A 20,153-nucleotide genomic window follows, 5' to 3' on the forward strand; every position below is an offset into this window, starting at 1 on the left:
TTGCACGCGGGTCCTTCACGGCCCCGTTGAATTTCCGGAGGCGGCCCCTCGAATGTTCGCCACGTTCGTCGACCGGCCGATCCTCGCGGGCGTGATCTCCCTCATCATCACGGTGATCGGCCTCGTCGCCGGGCTGACGCTGCCGGTGGCGCAGTACCCTGAGATCGCCCCGCCCATCATCAACATCCAGGCGACCTATCCCGGCGCCTCGGCCCAGCAGGCCTACGAGTCGATCGCGATTCCGCTGGAGCAGGAGATCAACGGCGCGCCCAACCTGATCTACATCCAGTCGACCTCCTCGACCGATGGCAGCGTCTCGATCGACGCCACTTTCGAGGTCGGCTCGAACCTCGACGCCGCCGCGGCGGAGGTGCTGACCCGGTCGAGCCGCGCCGAGGCGAAGCTGCCGGAGGCGGTGCGGGCGCAGGGGCTGGAGATCCAGAAATCGTCGCGCCAGCGGCTCGGCAACGTCGTGCTCTACGCCGATGAGGGCACCGGCTTCGACGAATTGTTCCTGGCCAACTACGCCGAGACCCAGGTCATCAAGCCCCTGCGCCGGGTCACCGGCATGGGCCGCATCCTGAACTTCTCCAACATGCGCTACGCCATGCGCATCTGGCTCGATCCGGCGAAGATGGAGGCGCTCTCCCTGTCGACCGAGACGGTGCTCCAGGCCGTCCAGGCGCAGAACGCGCAGGTGACGACGGGCTCGCTCGGCAAGCTGCCGATGGGCCGCGCCACGCCGTTCGAGTTGCAGCTCGTCACCAAGGGCCGGCTGATGAAGCCGGAGGAGTTCGGAAACATCGTCCTGCGGGCCGAACCCGACGGTTCAGTGGTGCGCGTCTCGGACGTGGCGCGGGTGGAGCTCGGCTCGGAGCAGTACGGCGTCACCTCGAACTTCGACGGCAAGTCCTCCGCCACGCTCGGCATCTTCCAGAACCCCGACGCCAACGCGGTCGAGGTGATGAACGGAACGCGCGAGACCATGGCGGATCTCGCCAAGCGCTTTCCGCCGGGCCTGCACTACACCATCGCCCTCGACTCCACCGAGTTCGTGAAGGAGGCGATCTACGAGGTGGTGCGGACCCTGATCGAGGCGATCCTCATCGTCACGGTCGTCACCTACCTGTTCCTGCAGAACTGGCGCGCCACCCTGATCCCGACCATCGCCGTGCCGATCGCGCTGATCGGCACCTTCGGGCCGATGGCGCTACTCGGCTTCTCCTTCAACACGCTGAGCCTGCTCGGCCTCGTGCTCGCGGTCGGGCTCGTGGTCGACGACGCGATCATCGTCGTCGAGAACACCGAGCGGCTGATGGCCGAGGGCATGGAGCCGAAGCCCGCCTCCCGCGAGGCGGTCAACGAGATCGGCGGCCCCGTCATCGCGACGACGCTGGTGCTCGCCGCCCTGTTCGTGCCGGTGGCCTTCATCCCCGGCCTCACGGGGCAGCTCTACAACCAGTTCGCGCTCACCATCGCCATCTCGGTGCTGATCTCGGCGGTCGTCTCTCTGACCCTGACGCCGGCCCTGTGCGGCCTGCTGCTGAAGCCTCATGAACACCAGAAGGCGCGCTGGTGGCGCAAGCCGCTGGATTGGTTCAACGTCGCCCTGGAGCGCTCCGCCGATTTCGTCGCCCGCACGATCGGCTGGCTCGCCCGCCACGTCGTCCTGACGCTCGTCGCCTTCGCGCTGTTTGCCGGCGCCACCCTGCTGCTGCTGATGCAGCGCCCCACCGGCTTCGTGCCGGACGAGGACCAAGGCTACCTCTACGCGGAAGTGGCGATGCCGCTGGGCGCCTCGGTGCAGCGCACGGAGGCGATGAATGCCCGCTTCGGCGAGGCCTTGCGCGCCCGCGACGACGTCGATCACACCATCGGCGTCAGCGGGCGCTCCTTCCTCGCCGATACGGTCGCCCCGTTCTACGGCTTCAACATCCCGGTGATGAAGCCGTGGGACGAGCGCAAGACCACGGTCGACGACCTGATCCGCGACATGGAGGAGCGCTTCCGGCACGATCCCGACGGGCAGGTGCGCATCGCCAACCCCTCGCCGCTGCCGGGACTCGGCTCCCGCGGCGGGCTGACGCTGGAGATCCAGGACCGCTCCGGCAATGGCGGCCTCGGGCTGGCGCGGACGGCGACCGACTTCATCGAGAAGATCCGAGCGCTGCCGGGCGTGTCGAGCGCGACGCCGACCACCGATTGGGGCGTGCCGCAACTGCGCCTCGACATCGACCGGGCCAAGGCCGAGCAACTCGGCGTGCCGCTGGCGCGGCTGTTCGAGGCGCTCGGCACCTATGTCGGGTCGAGCTTCGTCAACCTCTTCAACCGGTTCGGCTTCGTCTACCAGGTCTATGTCCAGAGCGACGCGTCGGGGCGGCGCCTGTTCCAGGATCTGGAGGCGCTCACCGTCCTCAACGCGCAAGGGGAGCCGGTGCGCCTCGGGTCGCTGGTGCAGGCGAAGTTCACCACGGGGCCGACGGCGGTCCTCTCCTACAACACCTATCCGGCGATCGAGGTGGCGGTGACGGTCGCCCCCGGCTCCAGTTCCGGCACGGTGATCGCGGCGATCGAGGAATTGGCCGAGGATCTACCGCGCAACACCTCCATCGAATGGTCCGAGATCGCCTATCAGGAGAAGATCGCCGGCAACGTCGCGCCGCTGATCTTCGCGCTCGGCGTGTTCATGATCTTCTGCTTCCTGGCCGGGCAGTACGAGAGTTTGCGCCTGCCGCTGGTGATCCTGCTCGCCACGCCGCTCGCCATCTTCGGAGCGGTCGGCTTCCTCGCGCTCCGCGGCATGCCGCTCGACGTGTTCGGCCAGATCGGCCTGCTCCTCCTCGTCGGCCTGGCGGCCAAGAATTCGATCCTGCTCGTCTCCTTCGCCGAGGAGCTGCGCGCCAAGGGAGAGGATGCTCTGGAGGCGGCCCGGCACGCCACGCGGATGCGCATGCGCCCGATCCTGATGACCTCGTTCGCCTTCATCCTCGGTTCGGTGCCGCTCGCCATCGCCAGCGGCGCGGGGGCGAATGCCCGGCTCTCCATGGGCACGGTGGTGATCGGCGGCCTGCTGGTGGCTACGATCCTGACCCTGTTCGTCACCCCGGTCTTCTACGTCGCCGCCGAGCGTCTGCGCGGTGAGCCGGAGAGTGGGAAAGACACGAGCGGGGAGGAGGGCAAGGCGGTGCCGACGGCGTGAGGAGCGCCGGTCACGCCGAGAGCTGCCCCAACGCCTCCCGCGCGAGCGTCGGCGTGAGGGGCTTTGCGGCGAAGCGCGCGCCCTCGGGCAGCGCGCCGGGTTCGGGGGAGAGGCCGGCCGAGAGGGCGATGAGGATCAGATCCGGCCGATGCCGGGCGATCTCACGGATGAGTGCGAAGCGGGTCTCGGCCCCCGGTGGGTCGGCATCGACGATGACGAGGCGCAGCCCGGCATGGCGCTCGATCTGGAGGAGCGCGCTCTGCGCATTCCAGGCTTCCAGCACCTCGAAGCCGGCCTCGGCCAGCCGGTCCGCCGTCTTGATGCGCGGCCCCGTCTCGCTCTCCACGACGAGAGCCAGCGGCCGCCCATCGCCGTGCGGGGCAGGGGGAGCGGGCAGATCCATGAAGCGTCCCGACGGTCCCAGGCGAATACCCAGGCAAGCGCCCAAGCCGGTACTCGGGCATCCTGCCGACAAGCGGCGAGCGGCCCGGTTCGTTGCCCCGCGGCGTCGCTTTTGGGGCTATTCTTTTTCGAGGAGACCTTTCAGGGGCGCCCTGATCCGGCAGGTCACACCCTCTCGCGCGTAGATCATCTGGGTCTCGCCGCCGACGGCACCGGAGAAGCCGCGCTCGATCAGGCGCGAACCGAAGCCCTGGCGCGTCGGGGCGGCGACCGGCGGCCCGCCGCGCTCGGCCCAGGTCAGCGTCACGACCGGCTCGACCGCCCGCGCCTCGTCCCGCGTGCCGTCCCGGCTCTCCTCCAGCCAGCGCACGTGCGAGACGGCCCAGTCCACGCCGACGCGCCCGCCCGGAACCGAGAAGGCGCCGTACTTGGCAGCATTGGTGGCGAGTTCGTGGATCATCAGGGCCAGCGACAGGGCGGCCTTCGGCCCGACCTCGAGGGCCGGCCCGGCAAGGAGGATGCGGCCCGGCTCGCCGTCGTCGTGGATCGCGAGCGCGCCGGCGATCACTGCCTCCAGGGCCGCCCCCTCGCCCTCTCCCGAAAGCAGGATGTCGTGCGCCTTGCCGAGCGCCACCAGCCGGGCCACCAGCGCCTCCTTCGCGGCGGCGATGTCGCTGACGTTGCGCAGGGTCTGCGAGGCGATGGCCTGGGCCATGGTCAGGGTGTTCTTCAGGCGATGGCTCAGTTCGCGGTTGAGGAAACGCTGCTGCTCCTCGGCCTGGATGCGGGCGAGCGCCACGGAGACGCGCTCGGCCACCTCGCGGACGAAATAGACCTCGCCCGGCTCCCAGGGCCGGGGCTCGGGGGCGTGGGCGTAGACGAGGCCGACGAGGTCGCCCCGCCGCATCAGCGGCACACCGAGTAGGGCGCGGACGCCGATGGCCGCGAAGCCAGCCGCGTCCGGCGCGAGGCTTGGGTCGCCGGCAAGGTCGGGCACGGTGAGGATCTCGCCGCGGCGCAACCGCGCGAGGGTGGCTGGAAACGGCGCGGGTTCCGCGCGCCCGATCGCGAGGCCGTCGGCGGCGGCCTCGATGGCCGTACAGCCCGCCTCCGCGAGGGCGAGGGTGCGGCCGAGAATTCCGGCCGCGATTGCGCGGATTTCGGCGGGCCCGGCGGCGTCGCGCAATCCGTCGCCCAGTTCGATCAGCGCCGTCTGGCGCGCCTCGGCCGCCTTCTCCGCGGAGATGTCCTCGATCATCGCCGTGGCCTGGATCGCCTCGCCGCGCACCTGCGAGACGATGTTGACCCGGCACCAGATCAGGCGTCCGTCCTTACGGCGGAAGCGCTTCTCCAGGGTCTCGCGCACGATCTCGCCCGCGGCGAGCCGGCGGTGCAGGTGATCGCGCTCCGCCGCATCCGCCTCCGGCGTCCACTTGACCATGGATTGTCCGACGATGTCGGATTCCTCCGCGGCCCAGATCGCGCAGAGCTTGGGGTTGGCCTCCAGCGCGACCATGGTGCGCGGATCGATCTGCACGATGCCGATATTGGCGCCCTCGACCACCGCCCGAAGCTGGGCGGCGACGCGGTTGCGCTCGGTCAGGTCCAGCATCGCGCCGATCATGCGCAGCGGCGTGCCGCCGGGCCCGCGCACCATCGAGCCGCGGTCGAGCACGTCCGCGTAGGAGCCGTCGGCGCGGCGAAACCGGTATTCGTGGTGCCAGTCGTGCCCTTCGCCGGCGATGATGCGGTGGATATCCGCCTCGACGCCGGCGCGGTCCTCGGGATGGACATGGTCGAGCCACCACCGGCCGGTCGGCTCGACCGCCTCCGGCGCCCAGCCATAGGCGGCCTGCAGGGCCTCGTTCCACAGCACGTGGTCGGCGGCGAGGTCCCAATCCCAGATCGCGTCGTTGGTCGCGCGGGTGACGAGGCGGTAGCGCTCCTCGGTCGCGGCGATGGCCGCCTGCGCCGTGCGCTCGGCGGTCACGTCGCGCACGGTGCCGACGAGCCGATGCGCCCGGCGGGTCGCACCGTCCCGTTCGACGACGAGGGTGCCGCGGGCCGCGACCCAGGCGATCACCTCACCCGCGTCATCGCCCACAACCGTGCGGTAGGTGGCGTCGAACAGGCCGGGCCCGGCGGGGTCGAGGGCCGCCTGCACGGCGGCGTCGGTGCGCGCCCGGTCCTCGGGGTGGAGACGCGCCAGGAAGGTGCCGGCGTAGCTCACGGCCTCATCCGGCCCGACCCCGAACAGGGCGCGGGTGCGGCCGTCCCAGGAGAGGATCCCCGTCACGAGGTCGTAGTCGAAGATGCCGGTCCCGGCCGCCTCGATCGCGAGCCGCAGGCGCAGTTCGCTGTCGGCCAGGGCCGCGGCCTCCATCCTGCGCGCCGCGATGCCCCGGCGCAGCTCGAGCTGCGTCATCACCGTGCGGGCGAGCGCCCTGAGGCCCGCCCGCTGCGCCTCGCTCAGCCCCCCAGGCCGCGGCCGGGTATCAAGCACGCACAGGGTGCCGATCGCGACCCTCTCCGGGGTCACCAGGGGGGCGCCGGCATAGAAGCGCATCCCCGGTTCGCGGGTGACCAACGGGTTGGCGCGGGTGCGCGGGTCGGCGGCGAGGTCGGGAATGACCAGGACGTCGCGCCCGGCCAGCACGTGGACGCAGATCGAGCGGTCGAGCCCGGTCTCGACGGGTGCGAAACCGAGCCGCGCCTTGAACCATTGCCGGTCGTCGGTCAGCAGGCTGACGAGGGCGGTCGGCGCGGCACAGAGCTGGGCGGCCAGCGCCACGGCATCGTCGAACGCGTCCTCGGCCGGCGTATCGAGGATGTCGTAGCGGGCCAGCGCGGCCAGCCGCTCGGCCTCACCTTGGCTCGCGAGATCGTCGGGCGGTCGGCTCATGGACGGACCCGGCAAGGACGAACCCAGCGAGGACGAACCCGGCAAGCCGGGTGATCGCGGCGCCCTTCCTCCGAAGCCGCCTGCGGCGGCCGGCCGACCGGACGGCGGCGATGGTGCATCGGCGACGCTTCGGGCACAAGACGTCGGCCGCGATCGTCATGCCGCCCGATGGAAAATTCGAGGTGTCCGGTCGAGTCCGAGAGCATCCTACTCGGGCGGCTCGATCGCGATGAGCCGCCCGCTCGGGCTGTAGACCGCGCCGAGCACGGTCTCGTAATGGCGCTTGACGCAGGCATGGCACTCGCAGGCGACCTCCTCGATCGCCGCCCGGTTGACGATGGTGATCCGCCCGCGCCCGACCTCGATCAATCCCTGCTGCTGCAGCATCCGCAGGATACGGGTGAGATAGGTGCGCTGCACGCCGAGCATCGCGGCCAGCGATTCCTGGGTGATCGGCAGAACATTGCTGTCGAGCCGGTCCTGAAGCGTCAGGAGCCAGCGCAGGCAGCGCTCCTCGATCGGGTGGAGGGCGTTGCAGGCCACCGATTGCAGCACCTGCGCGAGCAGGCAGTCGGAGTAGCGGGTGAACAGGTTGCGCAGCGATTCCGAGCGCCGCTTGGCCTCCTGCAGCCGTATCGATTCCATCCGCAGAATCGGGCCGCCGATCTGGATCATCGCATGGGTCGAGGCCGGCAATCCGCCGTTGCTCACCACGCCCCCGACCGCCCCTTCGCGGCCGATCGTGGCCGTCTCGGCGCTGCGCCCGTCGATCATCGAGATCAGAAGGGTGACGACGGTCTGTTCGAGGGGAAAGGTGATGAAATCCACCTCCCGACCGGCGGCGAACAGCGTCTCGCCGCGCTGATACTCCAGCCGTTCCATGTCCGGCAGAAGCAGGCCGCGATCCCCGGGGCTCAGACAGTTCAGGAGCAGATTGCCTTCGAAGCAGCGCTCTGTGGCCGAAGGCATGTACAACTCGAAGTCCGTAGGGTCGCCGGCAGGGCTCCTAACGCAACGGTTGGGCAGAAGTCTGTCTACAAGTAGACATATCCACCGTTGAATCCCCAAAAATTCAGGTGATGGCCAAGTCGAGCCCTGCGGCTCTACGCAGGTGTGCCAAGAGGCAACATAACATAGGTTTCACTTACCTGTGGCGCCGACGGTGCGACACGGGCCGGCGTCGGCCGCCCGTTCCGGTCGACTTGGAAGCCACCTTGCTGGTCCACTCGGCCGGCCGCGGGCGCAGCCTACTTGCCGGTGCAGAGGCCCTGGTTCGACAGGCGCCGGTGCTCGCGCGGGTCGCAGTCGGTGGCGAGGAACGAGGCCCACTCGGTCGGGCTGCCGTAGAAGGCGTTGCGGTCGACGTCGCCGCGCACGCCGGGCACGCGTCCGGTCGAGGTGAACTGCCAGAGCATCCACTTGCGGTTGGCGTAGCGCTGCTCGGGCTCGGCCGCGGTCGAGCGGACCCAGTGGGGATAATCGGGCAGCTCGTCTTCCAGCACGTCCTTGTGGAAGGTGATGTCGGTGTAGATGATCGGCCGCTTGCCGGTATAGGCCTCCATCTCGTCCAGCATGTAGCGGATCATCGCCAGCGCCTGGGCCTTGGGCAGCTTCTTCGGGCACTTGGCCGAGTGGCCGTTCCACTCCACGTCGAGCACCGGGGGCAGGGCGGTCGGATCGTTCGGCACGTTGCGCTTGAACCACGCCATCTGGTCCTCGGCCGAGCGGCACCAGAACACGAAATGGTAGGCGCCCCGCGGCACGCCGGCCCGCCCCGCCCCCTCCCAGTTCTCGCGGAAGCGCTCATCGACGTGGTCGCCGCCCTCGGTGGCCTTGATGAAGGCGAACTGCGTCCCGGCCGCCTTGACCGAGGCCCAGTTGATCGGCCCCTGCCATTTCGAGATGTCGATGCCCTGGATCGGGTGGCTCTTGGCCCGCGCCACGCCGGGATGGGGCTTCACGTCGCCCTTGGTGGGGTAGAAGTCGTTCTGCGCTGCGCAGGCGGCGAGCCCGGAGAGCAGCAGCGCGGCGAGCCCGCGCTTGAGCCATCCGCGCGGAGCCGATGCGGGCCTCGAGGAAATTTCGGTGTCCAGCGACATCGACGGCCCGCCACTTCTCGCGTGCGACTTCAATGGGTATTCGATGCCCTTGATCCGGTTAACAGAACTTTGCTGGCATTGCGGCGGAATTCCGGAAGGCGTTGCGCCGCAGGCACATAGGCGCCGCGGATGCTGGCCGGCAACCGGGCCATCTCCATCTAAAACCTTGCCGATCCTGAATTTTCCCTGAGCCCTTCGATGCGCAAGACTCTGTTCACCATCGGATACGAAGGCCTGTCGCCGGACCGCCTGCACGCCGCCCTGAAGGCGGCGGACGTGGCCGTGCTCGCCGACGTGCGGGCCGTGGCCAACTCGCGCAAGCGCGGCTTCTCGAAGGGCGCCCTGAAGGCGGGCCTCACGGAGGCCGGGCTCGGCTACGAGCATTTCCGGGGTCTCGGCACCCCCAAATCCGGCCGCGAGGCGGCCCGCGCCCACGATGCCGGACTGATGCGCCGGATCTATTGCGAGGACGTGCTCGACACCGCCGACGGGGGATTGGCCCTCGACGCCCTGGCGGAACTGGCCGCCGAGCGCCCCGTCTGCTTGCTCTGCTTCGAGCGCGACCCCGCCCGCTGCCACCGCCGGGTGCTGGCCGAGCGGCTGGCCCCGCGCGGCTTCGACACGGTCGATCTCTACGGCGATCTTCTGTAATTTTGCCGAGCGCGTTCCGAGACCACAGGTCGAAGTCCCAAAAAATTCAGCGCATCAGGCTCGGGGCGCCGAGGCGCGGCTGCACCCCCTCGCGCATCACCATGCGCCGCAAGGGCGGGATCGCGCTCAGTGCGACGAGGCCGAGGCCCCGCAGGGCATCGACCGGCAGCAGGCTGGTGAGCAGCGAGCGGTTGAGCATGTCCACCGCCGCCCCGCGCAGGCGCGCATCGATGCCCCGCGCCCGTCCGAACCCCGCGAGCGAGGCCGGCGCCCCTGGATCGCGGTTCGCCTCGCGGGCGGAGAACACCGCGTCACGCAGGGCCGCCGCGTCGCGCAGGCCGAGATTGAGCCCCTGCGCCCCGATCGGCGGGAAGACGTGGGCGGCCTCGCCGATCAGGGCGAGGCGCTCAGTGACCGGCCGCTCCACCGAGAGGCCGCGCATCGGCACGAGCCCGCGCGGGCCGTCGATCCGCATCGCGCCGAGCATCGAGCGGGCCTGATGCTCCACCGCCGCGGCGAGATCGGCATCGTCGAGCCCCGAGAGCCGTTGGGCTGCCCGTTCCGCCGTGACCCAGACGAGGCTGGAGCGGTGGCCGCCGGGCAGCGGCACCAGGGTGAAGGGCCCGTTGCGGGTGTGGAACTCGGTGGAGATGTCGCGGTGGGGCCGGTCATGGGCCAGCAGCGTGGTGAGCGCCGCCTGCGGATAGGACCATTCGCGGGTGCGCAAGGCAGAGGCCGCCCGCAGCGGTGAGCGGCCGCCATCGGCGCCGACGACGAGCTGGGCCGAGAGCGCGCGCCCGTCCTCCAGGTCCAGCACGGCCGCGCCGTCGGCGAGGCGCATCCCGGCCGAATCCGCCTCAAACAGGGTCAGGCCCGGTGTGGTGCGGGCCTGACTCCGCAGGGTCTCGACGAGGCGGGCGCTCTCGACGTTCCAGCCGAAGGCGTCGAGGCCGATTTCGGCGGCCGAGAAGCGGGCGGGCGGCGGGCGGAACAGGCTGCCGGTGTCGTCGACGATCTGGAGTTCGGCGAGTGGGCTCGCATGCGGCGCGATCTCCGACCAGGCGCCGAGCGCCGTCAGGAAGCGCACCGAGCCGTCGAGCAAGGCCACGGTGCGCCCATCCGCCACCGGAGCGTGACGCCCGACGAGGGCGGTCTCCACCCCGTCGCGGGCCAGCGCCAGGGCGGCGGCGAGCCCCGCCGCTCCGGCCCCCACCACCGCCACGGCGAAGCGCGGCGGCGCGGCCGGGGAGGGGCGGGCGGGGGAGGTCTGCACGGAGGTCAGCACCGGGACCGTCACGACGGAAGACTCCTTGAGATGCCCATTGACGTACGCTCCGGGCGAAGACCGAAGGCCGACTTCCTACAGAGGCGCGGCGGCCGCGGGGTCAAGTGCGGCGGAAGGATCCGCGCGCGGCCGGTGGCTGAGTGCGACCGGATCGAATCGAAATGAACCAAATCCGGCGCGCTGCATTGCCAACCTATGTTGAGGGAAGTGCGCGCTCTCGCCGCACGCTCCTTTGCCGCAACGATCATTGACGTCTGAGGGGGCGTTTCATGAAGCCATTCATCACCTCGCAGCCGGAGACCGGCCGGACACGGCTCGGATCGGGCTTCGATCCTGTCCTCTCAGGCGTCGCGCGCGGGCTCGAGCGTCTGTTCCCGCCGGTCCAGAACGTCCGGCCGCGCGAGGAGGGCGAGAGCGTCTGCGCATCCGGGCGCAACGGCGGGCGGGATGGCCGCGGATGATGAAGCCGGAACTGGTCGAGCAGCATATCACCGCGATGACGACGGCGAGCGGCAACCTGCTGCGCCAGATGGAGGCCGAGGGTTTGCGCTACCGGGTCACCGTGCGCCCGGAGGATACCGGCACCCTGCACGTCCACGTGCGTGAGCTGACGCCCGAACTCACGGAGCGCATCGAGCGCTGCTTGTCGGGCATGGGCATGCAGGTCGCGGTTCGAGAGGGATAGCGGCCCTCGCCCGGTCCCCGCTCCGAAGCTGTTCCGAGACAAGTTCCGCATCATTGTCCCTGCACCCGGCCGGTGCGCTTCGGGCATAAGCGCAAAGCGGCGGCACAGGCCCCTTGCTTCGCTCCGCCGGACCGATATCTCGCCCCGTATTCGAGACTGAAAGAACGCGGGAGAACGCGATGAAGGCGATCCGGGTGCACGCCTACGGTGGGCCGGAGGCAATGGTCTACGAGGACGTGCCCTCGCCCGAACCGGGGCCGGGCCAGATCCGCGTCCGCCAAACCGCCATCGGCGTCAACTTCATCGACATCTACTTCCGCTCCGGTGCCTACAAGGCGCCCTCGCTCCCTTTCACCCTCGGCAAGGAGGGCGCGGGCGTGGTCGATGCGCTCGGCGAGGGCGTGACCGATTTCCGCCTCGGTGAGCGCGTCGCCTATGCGGGTGCCGTCGGCACCTATGCCGAGGAGGTGGTGGTCGACACCAAGGGCGTCGTCCACGTGCCGGATTCGATTTCCGACGAGACCGCCGCGGCGATGATGCTGAAGGGTCTCACCGCGCAGTACCTGCTGCGCCGGACCTACCGGGTGCAGCCCGGTGACACGATCCTGTTCCACGCCGCCGCGGGCGGCGTCGGGCTCATCGCCACGCAATGGGCCAAGCATCTCGGCGCCACGGTGATCGGCACCGTCGGCTCGCAGGAGAAAGCGGAACTGGCCCGCGAACACGGCTGCGACCACATCATCCTCTACCGCGACGAGGATTTCGCCGCCCGGGTGAAGGAGATCACCCGCGGCAAGGGCGTGCCGGTGGTCTATGACGGCGTCGGCAAGGCGACCTTCCCCGCCTCCCTCGATTGCCTGCAGCCCTTCGGCATCTTCGCGAGCTTCGGCTCGTCCTCCGGGCCGATCGACGCCTTCGATATCGGCATCCTCGCCGCCAAGGGCTCGCTCTACGCCACGCGGCCCACGCTGTTCACCCACATCGCCACCCGCGAGAGCCTCGACGCCAACGCCGCCGAGCTGTTCGAGGTGGTCGCGAGCGGCGCGGTGAAGATCCCGATCCACGCCCGGGCCAAGCTTGCCGACGCGGGCCAGGTCCACCGCGACCTCGCCGGGCGGCAGACCACCGGCACGACGGTGATGACGCCGTGATCCACCGCTCATAGGATCAAAGGATTCCGGGCTCTGCCCGGACCCGCCGAGGGACTTGTCCCTCGGAACCCTCGGACCTGGCGATGAAACTGACCGACCATGACGTTCTGCTCGTCATCGACGTGCAGAACGATTTCCTGCCCGGCGGGGCACTGGCGGTACCCGAGGGCGATGCGGTGATCGCGCCGATCAACCGGGTGGCGGCGCGCCTGCCCCACGTCATCCTCACCCAGGACTGGCACCCGCCCGGCCACGCCTCCTTCCACGCGACCCATCCGGGTAAGGCGCCCTTCGACACAACGGACCTGCATTACGGCACGCAGGTGCTCTGGCCGGAGCACTGCGTGCAGGGCACGCGCGGGGCCGCGCTGGCCGCCGAACTGAGGACGGAGCGGGCCGAACTGGTGATCCGCAAAGGGTACCACCCCGGCATCGACAGCTACTCGGCCTTCATGGAGGCCGACCGCCGGACCCGCACCGGACTGACCGGCTACCTCACCGAGCGCGGTCTGGCCCGCCTGTTCCTCGCCGGACTCGCCACCGATTTCTGCGTGCTCTGGAGCGCGCTGGATGCCCGCGCCGCCGGGTTCGAGGTGATCGTGGTCGAGGATGCCGTGCGCGGCATCGATCTCGACGGCTCGCTGGCGCGGGCCTGGGAGGCGATGGAGCGGGCAGGGGTCGGTCGCGTGGGCAGCGATGCGCTTGCCTGAAATCCCAGGATTACCGGATCACGGGTCGAGCGCGTCCAGCCCGACCCCGCATTCCGTCGCGACCGCCGCCCGCAGGGCCGCGCACAGACGCCGGACAGCCGAGTGCCCGGCACTGTCGTAGTCCCGCGCACCGAGCGCCGCCACGGGCGCGAGCAGGCGCAGCGAGTTGGTGACGAACAGGGCCTCGGCGGCCTCCAGATCGGAGGGCAGGAGAGGGCGCTCCTCGACCGCGATGCCGAGGCTCGGCGCGATTCGGTCGAGAAGCTCGCCCCGGACGATGCCGGGCAACACGCCCTCCTCCAGCGGCGGGGTGACGAGCGTCCCCGCCAAAATCGCAAAAAGGTTGCCGGTGCCGGCGCAGGCTACGCGGCCACGGGTGTTGAGGAACAGGGCCTCGTCGAAGCCCTGCGCCTGCGCGTCGCGGGCGGCGAGCACCGCGTCGAGATAGCCGAGCGTCTTGAGGCGCGCGGTCGGCGAGGTGTCGTTGCGGGCGGTTCGTGTGAGCGCCAGCCGCAGGGGCGCGAAGAAAAGGGCGGCGCGGGCGGGCGCGGCGCTGCCGAACAGGAACGGCGCCGGCTCGGGCGGCGGGGCGAGTCCGCGCGGGCCGGGGCCGCGGGTCAGCGTGGTGCGGATCGCCGCGAGCGGCGCGGTGCCGGCGAGCGCCCGCATCGCCTCGCAGATCCGCTCCCGCTCGGCGGAGAAGCCGAGCGCCGCCGCGGCGGCGGTGAGACGGTCGACATGGGCGGCCTCGAACGCGACCCGGCCCTGAACCGCGAGGGCGGTGTCGAACACGCCGTCGCCGAGCAGCAGGCCGCGGTCGGCCATGGCGAAGGGCAGGGTGCCGCCCTCGACCAGCCGTCCGTCAGACCACAGCATCGGCGAGCCTGTCCGTCCGCTCCGGCGCGCCCGCCGCCCGCCACGCGCGGGCGCCCTTCAGGAAGTTGGCGAACAACGCGTGGCCGTTCTCGGTCAGTACCGATTCCGGGTGGAACTGGATGCCCCAGGTCGGATGGGTCCGGTGCGACAGCGCCATCACCTCGCCCTCCCCCGAGGCGGCATCGACGGTGAGGTGGCGCTCCATCTCCGGCGTCGGCGCCACGATCAGCGAATGGTAGCGGCCGACCTGCATCGGCTGCGGCAGCCCCTCGAACAGCCGCTCGCCCCCGTGGCGGATCGGGGTGGCGTGGCCGTGCAGCGGGCGCCCCGCCCGCTCGACCCGGCCGCCGAAGGCCGCGCCGATCGCCTGATGCCCGAGGCAGACGCCGAGAATCGGCACCGCGCCGGAGAGTTCGCGGATCGCCGGCAGGCTGACGCCGGCCTCTGCCGGGGTGCAGGGGCCGGGCGAGATCACCACCGCCTCGGGGTTGCGGGCACGGATGCCGGCGACATCGAGCGCGTCGTTGCGCACGACCTCGACGGTCTCGCCCAGCTCCTCGAAGTAGCGCACCACGTTGAAGACGAAGGAATCGTAGTTGTCGACGACGAGGATCATGGCGCCTCCTCCTCGAACGCCGCGAAGACGCGGGCCGCCTTGGTCAGCGTTTCCTCGTATTCGGGGCCGGGCTCGGAGAGCAGCGTCACGCCGCCGCCGGCCTGGAGCACGGCCTGCCCCCGCGCCATGACAACGGTGCGGATCGCGATCGAGGTGTCGAGCGATCCGTCGAAGCCGAGCGCGCCGATCGCCCCGCAATAGAGCTCGCGCGCGTCTCCTTCGATCTCGGTGATGATGTCCATGGCCCTGAGCTTCGGCGCGCCGGTGATCGAACCGCCGGGAAAGGTTTTCTCGATGAGGTCGAGGGCGTCCGCGTCTTCGCGGAGCGTGCCCGTCACCACCGACACGAGATGGTGGATGCCGGCATAGGATTCCACCCCGCACAGAGTCGGCACCCGCACGCTGCCGGGCTCGCACACCCGCGACAGGTCGTTGCGGAGCAGATCGACGATCATGATGTTCTCGGCCCGCTCCTTCGGATTGGCCTGGAGGGCGGCAGCGATCTCGGCGTCGCGGGCGGGATCGGAATCGCGGGCCACCGTGCCCTTAATCGGCCGGGTCTCAACCGCCCGCCCGTCCAACTTGAGGAAGCGTTCGGGCGAGGAGGAGGCCACCGTCAGGCCATCGAGGTCGAGATAGGCCCCGAAGGTCGCCGGATTGGTCTCGCGAAGCCGCCGGTAGAAGGCGAAGGCGTCGAAGCCGGGCGGCAGGTCAGCGGAGAAGCGCTGGGCGATGTTGGCCTGATAGATGTCGCCGGCGCGGATATAGTGTCGGACTTTTTCGACAGCATCTTCATAGCTTTGCCGAGAGAAGTTCGAGCGCCACGCAAGCTGGGCGCCGGCCCATTTCGGCAGCGTTTCCGACGGTTCCGCGAGCCGGGCGGCGAAGGCATCGAGCCGCTCTCCGGCCCGCCGCGCGCGCGCGGCGGGGTCGGTCTCCGGGAAGCCGGTGGCGATCAGCAGGCAGGTTCTCCGCCCGTGATCGACGGCGAGCAGCGTGTCGTAGAGGTTGAAGGCGATATCGTCGGTCAGCCCCGCGCGGCGCGCCGGAGGATCGACCCGCTCCAGGCTCGCCCCGAGATCGTAGGCGAAGTACCCGATCGCCGCCCCCGGAAAGGCCGGCAGCTCGGCCTGCGGCGCCAGACGGTAGGGTGCGAGGCAGGCCCGCAGCGCCTCTAGCGACCGTCCGGGCACCGCGCGCCCGTCGAGCGTGGCGCGGCCGTCGCGATAGCGGAAGCGCCCGAACGGGTCGGCGGCCAGCACCGAGACGCGGCCCAGCGTGTCGTGCCGCATGGCGCTGTCGAGGAAGGCGAGCCCGGGCAGCCGGGCGAGCCGCGCCGCGGCCGCGACCGGGTCGATGAAGGGGATCTCGCGGGTCCAGACCATGGGTTCGGCCGTCTTGCCTCGTGCGGCGCTCATTTGGACTTACCCAAGGGCGTAGGGCGGCCGTCCGTCAATCGCCCCCACCTTCCGGGCTCGCGGGAGAGGTATGCGCAACGGCCGCAGTTTTGTTCAACCGATTCCTCAGGATTCGCGCTCAAATCGCTGATGAAACAGGTATCTCTCGCTCTGGAAGCGTTCTACGTATCCGCTCCGGAAGAGATGTCGAGCGGCAGGTCGATGCCGAACGCTCCGAGCCGGCCGAGAAGCCCGGACTCGAACAGCTGGCCGCGGATCGCCCTCTCGCCGCGCGTCTGCGCGATCATGCTCTGACCGGCAAATGGGCCGACCATCGCGACTGCCAAGTTAAGCCCGACCTGGTGCTGATCTATCGTCTCGACGGGGCTGGCACGCTCCAACGGGTGCGCCTCGGCTCGCATGCCGAACTGGGCTTCTGACAATCCCCACCGGCCACGCTCGCAACCGCGCCCCAATGCCGTTATATCGGCGCATCCATCGCCATCGATGCAGGACGCGCGGGCTTCCGATCCGGAAGCGCCGCCCCCAACGAGCCGTCATGACCGCAACCGCCTCCCCCTCGGACACCAAGGGCGCCGCCGCGCCGCGGATCTCCTTCGTGTCGCTGGGCTGCCCCAAGGCGCTCGTCGATTCCGAGCGCATCCTCACCCATCTGCGCGCCGAGGGCTACGAGCTGTCGCGCCGCCACGACGGGGCGGACGTGGTCATCGTCAACACCTGCGGCTTCCTCGATTCGGCCAAGGCGGAATCGCTCCAGGCGATCGGCGACGCCATGGCCGAGAACGGCCGGGTGATCGTGACCGGCTGCATGGGCGCGCAGCCCGACGAGATTCGCGAAAAGTATCCGAACCTGCTCGCCGTCACCGGCCCGCAGGCCTACGAGTCGGTGGTCGCCGCCGTGCACGAGGCGGTGCCGCCCGCCCACGACCCGTTCCTCGACCTGATCCCGCCGCAGGGGGTCAAGCTCACCCCGCGCCACTACGCCTATCTGAAGATCTCCGAGGGCTGCAACAACCGCTGCACCTTCTGCATCATCCCGTCGCTCCGCGGCGATCTCGTCAGCCGCCCGGCGGGGGACGTGCTGCGCGAGGCCGAGAAGCTGGTCAAAGCCGGGGTGAAGGAGCTGCTGGTCGTCTCGCAGGACACCTCCGCCTACGGCATCGACACCCGCTACGCCACGAGCCCGTGGCGCGACCGGGAGGTGCGGGCCCGCTTCTACGACCTGGCTTCCGAACTCGGCGAGCTCGGGGCCTGGGTGCGGCTGCACTACGTCTACCCCTACCCGCATGTCGACGAGGTCATCCCGCTGATGGCCGAGGGCAAGATCCTTCCCTATCTCGACATGCCGCTCCAGCACGCGAGCCCCTCGGTGCTCAAGCGGATGCGCCGGCCCGGCAACCAGGAGAAGCAGCTCGACCGCATCCGGCGCTGGCGCGAGATCTGCCCGGATCTCGCCATCCGCTCGACCTTCATCGTCGGCTTCCCCGGCGAGACCGAGGCCGAGTTCGAGGAACTGCTCGAATGGATCCGCGAAGCCAAGCTCGAGCGCGTCGGCTGCTTCGAGTACGAGCCGGTGAAGGGCGCACCCGCCAACGACCTCGGCCTGCTGGTGCCGCCGGAGGTGAAGGCTGAGCGCAAGCGCCGCTTCATGGAGGCGCAGAGCCACGTCTCGCTGCGCCTGCAGCGGGCGAAGGTGGGCAAGCGTCTCCAAGTGATCATCGACGAGGCCGGCCCGAGCGTGGCGCGGGGCCGCTCCAAGGCCGACGCGCCGGAGATCGACGGCAGCGTCCACGTCGCCTCGCGCCGCCCGGTGCGGCCCGGCGACATCGTCACCGTGAAGATCGAGCGGGCCGACGCCTACGACCTGCACGGCATCGCGGTATAGGGCAGGGCGAACCACCGCCCGCGCGGAAACGTTGCCCCGTCACCGAAACCCGAAGCGGACGAGGAACGGATGGCCGAGGAGCAGCGCGACCAGAGCAGCGGGGCCGCGGTTTCGCCCAAGGACCCGGCGACGGGCCAGTTGAAATCGCAACAGGGCCCGATGGAGCGCGCTGGCACCGAGGCCGAGGAAGCGGCGCGCGGCAATACGAAGTCGGGCGAGAGCAAGACGGATTCCGGGGACGACCGGTCCGCCTGACGGACCGGCGATGCGCGACGACCGCCTCTGGTTGCGCCTCGGCCTGACCGGCCTCTACGGCTTCATCGGCGTCGTGCACCTCGCGGCGACAGACCGCTTTCTGCCGATCATGCCGGACTGGGTGCCGCAGCCGCGCCTCGTGGTGATCGGCACAGGGCTGTGCGAGATCGCCGGCGCGGGGGCGCTGTTCGTGCCGCGCCTGCGGCGCTTGGCCGGCATCATGCTGGCGCTCTACGCGGTCTGCGTGTTCCCGGCCAACATCAAGCAGGCGGTGGAGGGCATCGCCGTGCCGCCGATCCCCGACACGTGGTGGTATCACGGCCCTCGGCTGGCGCTTCAGCCGGTGCTGGTGTGGTGGGCGCTCTACGCCGTCCACGCCGTCGATTGGCCCTTCACGGCACGAAAGACCGGCGAGACCGGAGTATCTCGTTAAGATTAACCCGACAGGACACAAGGCTTTTCGCTGAGGAAAACGGCGTCGGCAGCGTATCGGGATGGGCTCAACCGGTGGTCTTCACCCCGTAACCCTGTCTAGGCTCGCGCCCATGCCGAAGAGCCGCGACTCGAACCCGACGAATCGCCCGCAGGACGGTGCCGCGCCGCCGGAGCAGGCGGCGGTCGAGCGCGCCCTGGAGCAGGTCGTGGAGCGCCTGAAGCCGAAGGCACCGGCGCCCAAACCGCCGCGCAAGGACAACCCGCGGACCGCGAAGTAAGAGGTTTCGAAAGGACAAGTCCTTTCGCGGGTCCAGGGCAGAGCCCTGGAAGAATGCCGGGGCTCTGCCCCGGCTCCCCGCCAAAGGGATGATCTCTTTGGGATCCTCGAACGTTGAGCCTCACGTCTTCTCGGCGCGCTTCACCGCCTGCCAGGCCGCTTCCATCGCGGGGAGGGGGGTGTCTTCCAGGGCCTGCCCCTCGGCGGCGAGCCGGGCGGCCATGGCGGTGAAGCGGCGCTCGAACTTGAGGGTGCCGCGGCGCAGAGCCTCCTCCGGATCGACGCCGGCGTGACGGGCGAGGTTGGCGACCGAGAACAACAGGTCGCCGATCTCCTCGAACACCGCCTCCGGATCGCCCTCCTCCAAGCTCTCCTCGACCTCGTCGGTCTCCTCGCGCACCTTGGCCAGGACCTGGGCCGCGTCCGGCCAGTCGAAGCCGACGCCGGCGGCGCGTTTCGAGATCCGATCGGCCCGGGCGAGGGCGGGGAGGGCGCGGGAGACGCCGGAGAGCGGTCCTGCCGCCTCCGCTTTGCCAGCCTCCTGGCCACCCGCCGCCTTCTCCGCGCGCTCCCGCGCCTTGATCGTCTCCCAGGCCGCTTGGATCGCCGCCGGGTCGGTCAGGCGCCGCTCGGGCGGCAGGAAGGCCCCGGACGCGTCGAAGACGTGCGAGTGACGCCGGATCAGCTTGGCGCAGATCGCCTCGGCCACGTCGTCGAAGCGGAAGGCGCCCTCCTCCTCGGCGATCCGCGCCTGGAACACGACTTGGAGCAGCAGGTCGCCGAGTTCGTCGCGCAGATCCCCCCGGTCGCCGCGTTCCACCGCGTCGGCGACCTCGTAGGCCTCCTCGATCGTGTAGGGGACGATGGTCTCGTAGCTTTGCGCCACGTCCCAGGCGCAGCCCCGTTCCGGATCGCGCAAGCGCGCCATCAGCGCCAGCAGCCTGTCGATCGGCGCTTCGTTCATCGTCTGAGCCCCGTCCCGCATCGCAAGCCCGCCTTCGGGCAAGCCACCGCTCATAGACCGTTCGCGGCGACGGCACAGCGCCGGTTCGCTCTCGCTGAGTGGGCAGGGGAGGGTATAGCCTGTGTAGAATTCCCTTTATTCCTTTTGAAAAGAAGCGAAAAAGCCATCGTTCGGTTTGGCGAACGCAGCTCGACCCTCCCTAGGAAAGCTATCTGTTAAGGATTCTCAGGGAGTCAGTTCAGCAGGTTATAGGGCGTTCGAAAAAGCCTCGATCTAGCCGTGGCTTAAGAGGCTTTTGCGCATCCAACTCTGCGCGAGACCGCATCGAACTCTGCGGAGCCTT

General features: G+C 69.9%; 20 protein-coding genes. 11 read left to right on the forward strand and 9 right to left on the reverse strand.

The features are described from left to right. Nucleotides 1-52: 52 nt before the first annotated feature. Nucleotides 53-3,199: an efflux RND transporter permease subunit gene (locus LPC10_RS19910; RefSeq protein ID WP_231344001.1), complete on the forward strand. Its 3,147-nt coding sequence runs from the start codon at nucleotides 53-55 to the stop codon at nucleotides 3,197-3,199. A 10-nt stretch (nucleotides 3,200-3,209) separates the two neighbouring features. Here the strand turns inward: LPC10_RS19910 and LPC10_RS19915 are convergent, their stop codons facing one another. The 4 genes from LPC10_RS19915 to LPC10_RS19930 all read right to left on the reverse strand — a co-directional run bounded on the left by LPC10_RS19915 (nucleotide 3,210) and on the right by LPC10_RS19930 (nucleotide 8,602). After that, nucleotides 3,210-3,602, reverse strand: coding sequence for a response regulator (locus tag LPC10_RS19915; protein ID WP_231344002.1), 393 nt, complete (start codon nucleotides 3,600-3,602; stop codon nucleotides 3,210-3,212). A 117-nt stretch (nucleotides 3,603-3,719) separates the two neighbouring features. Further along, nucleotides 3,720-6,503 carry a PAS domain S-box protein gene (locus tag LPC10_RS19920; protein WP_231344003.1) on the reverse strand — a complete coding sequence of 928 codons (2,784 nt, stop codon included), beginning with the start codon at nucleotides 6,501-6,503 and terminating at the stop codon, nucleotides 3,720-3,722. A 207-nt stretch (nucleotides 6,504-6,710) separates the two neighbouring features. Then, the gene (locus LPC10_RS19925) at nucleotides 6,711-7,472 is read right to left on the reverse strand and encodes a Crp/Fnr family transcriptional regulator (protein ID WP_108941648.1); all 762 of its coding nucleotides are present in this window, start codon (nucleotides 7,470-7,472) and stop codon (nucleotides 6,711-6,713) included. Nucleotides 7,473-7,750: 278 nt separating this feature from the next. Beyond that, nucleotides 7,751-8,602, reverse strand: coding sequence for a GH25 family lysozyme (locus LPC10_RS19930; protein ID WP_133089292.1), 852 nt, complete (start codon nucleotides 8,600-8,602; stop codon nucleotides 7,751-7,753). Between the two features lie 198 nt (nucleotides 8,603-8,800). On the opposite strand from LPC10_RS19930, the gene LPC10_RS19935 reads away from it, so the two are divergent. Beyond that, nucleotides 8,801-9,253, forward strand: a complete 453-nt coding sequence (locus LPC10_RS19935) for a DUF488 family protein (RefSeq protein WP_231344004.1) — start codon at nucleotides 8,801-8,803, stop codon at nucleotides 9,251-9,253. A 46-nt stretch (nucleotides 9,254-9,299) separates the two neighbouring features. Here LPC10_RS19935 and LPC10_RS19940 read toward each other — a convergent pair whose 3' ends face one another. Further along, the gene (locus LPC10_RS19940; protein ID WP_231344005.1) at nucleotides 9,300-10,550 is read right to left on the reverse strand and encodes an FAD-dependent monooxygenase; all 1,251 of its coding nucleotides are present in this window, start codon (nucleotides 10,548-10,550) and stop codon (nucleotides 9,300-9,302) included. A 257-nt stretch (nucleotides 10,551-10,807) separates the two neighbouring features. Here LPC10_RS19940 and LPC10_RS19945 point away from each other — a divergent pair, with 257 nt between their 5' ends. From LPC10_RS19945 to pncA, 4 genes are all read left to right on the forward strand, one after another. Continuing rightward, nucleotides 10,808-10,999, forward strand: a complete 192-nt coding sequence (locus LPC10_RS19945; RefSeq protein WP_231344006.1) for a hypothetical protein — start codon at nucleotides 10,808-10,810, stop codon at nucleotides 10,997-10,999. Further along, entirely contained in the window at nucleotides 10,996-11,223 is a 228-nt protein-coding gene (locus tag LPC10_RS19950) for a hypothetical protein (protein WP_108941653.1), read from the forward strand. Before LPC10_RS19945 ends, LPC10_RS19950 begins: the two co-directional genes overlap by 4 nt. Nucleotides 11,224-11,402: 179 nt before the next feature. Next, complete coding sequence (locus LPC10_RS19955) at nucleotides 11,403-12,374, forward strand: quinone oxidoreductase (RefSeq protein ID WP_231344007.1); 972 nt, start codon at nucleotides 11,403-11,405, stop codon at nucleotides 12,372-12,374. An 83-nt stretch (nucleotides 12,375-12,457) separates the two neighbouring features. Then, a complete protein-coding gene (gene pncA / locus LPC10_RS19960) occupies nucleotides 12,458-13,084 on the forward strand; it encodes a bifunctional nicotinamidase/pyrazinamidase (protein ID WP_231344008.1) in 627 nt (208 codons plus the stop codon). Nucleotides 13,085-13,102: 18 nt separating this feature from the next. Here the strand turns inward: pncA and LPC10_RS19965 are convergent, their stop codons facing one another. From LPC10_RS19965 to pabB, 3 genes are read right to left on the reverse strand one after another with little or no spacing between them, the layout of a single operon-like run. Beyond that, nucleotides 13,103-13,960, reverse strand: coding sequence for an aminotransferase class IV (locus tag LPC10_RS19965; RefSeq protein WP_231344009.1), 858 nt, complete (start codon nucleotides 13,958-13,960; stop codon nucleotides 13,103-13,105). Beyond that, on the reverse strand, nucleotides 13,947-14,576 hold the full coding sequence (locus LPC10_RS19970) for an aminodeoxychorismate/anthranilate synthase component II (RefSeq protein ID WP_231344010.1): 630 nt from the start codon (nucleotides 14,574-14,576) through the stop codon (nucleotides 13,947-13,949). The genes LPC10_RS19965 and LPC10_RS19970 overlap by 14 nt, the downstream gene beginning before the upstream one ends. After that, a complete protein-coding gene (gene pabB, locus LPC10_RS19975; RefSeq protein WP_231344011.1) occupies nucleotides 14,573-15,994 on the reverse strand; it encodes an aminodeoxychorismate synthase component I in 1,422 nt (473 codons plus the stop codon). The genes LPC10_RS19970 and pabB overlap by 4 nt, the downstream gene beginning before the upstream one ends. A 245-nt stretch (nucleotides 15,995-16,239) precedes the next feature. On the opposite strand from pabB, the gene LPC10_RS19980 reads away from it, so the two are divergent. From LPC10_RS19980 to LPC10_RS20000, 5 genes are all read left to right on the forward strand, one after another. After that, nucleotides 16,240-16,413: a type II toxin-antitoxin system mRNA interferase toxin, RelE/StbE family gene (locus LPC10_RS19980; RefSeq protein WP_231347095.1), complete on the forward strand. Its 174-nt coding sequence runs from the start codon at nucleotides 16,240-16,242 to the stop codon at nucleotides 16,411-16,413. 119 nt (nucleotides 16,414-16,532) lie between these two features. Further along, nucleotides 16,533-17,879 carry a 30S ribosomal protein S12 methylthiotransferase RimO gene (gene rimO / locus LPC10_RS19985; RefSeq protein WP_231344012.1) on the forward strand — a complete coding sequence of 449 codons (1,347 nt, stop codon included), beginning with the start codon at nucleotides 16,533-16,535 and terminating at the stop codon, nucleotides 17,877-17,879. 69 nt (nucleotides 17,880-17,948) lie between these two features. Next, nucleotides 17,949-18,134, forward strand: coding sequence for a hypothetical protein (locus LPC10_RS19990; RefSeq protein ID WP_108943043.1), 186 nt, complete (start codon nucleotides 17,949-17,951; stop codon nucleotides 18,132-18,134). 10 nt (nucleotides 18,135-18,144) lie between these two features. Then, nucleotides 18,145-18,567 (forward strand): DoxX family protein, encoded by a 423-nt coding sequence (locus tag LPC10_RS19995; RefSeq protein WP_231344013.1) that lies wholly within the window; start codon nucleotides 18,145-18,147, stop codon nucleotides 18,565-18,567. Nucleotides 18,568-18,679: 112 nt separating this feature from the next. Then, nucleotides 18,680-18,847 (forward strand): hypothetical protein, encoded by a 168-nt coding sequence (locus LPC10_RS20000; RefSeq protein ID WP_231344014.1) that lies wholly within the window; start codon nucleotides 18,680-18,682, stop codon nucleotides 18,845-18,847. Nucleotides 18,848-18,967: 120 nt separating this feature from the next. Here LPC10_RS20000 and mazG read toward each other — a convergent pair whose 3' ends face one another. Then, a complete protein-coding gene (gene mazG / locus LPC10_RS20005; protein ID WP_231344015.1) occupies nucleotides 18,968-19,810 on the reverse strand; it encodes a nucleoside triphosphate pyrophosphohydrolase in 843 nt (280 codons plus the stop codon). Nucleotides 19,811-20,153: the final 343 nt, after the last annotated feature.

It is taken from the genome of Methylorubrum sp. B1-46 (assembly GCF_021117295.1).
Classification (GTDB): domain Bacteria; phylum Pseudomonadota; class Alphaproteobacteria; order Rhizobiales; family Beijerinckiaceae; genus Methylobacterium.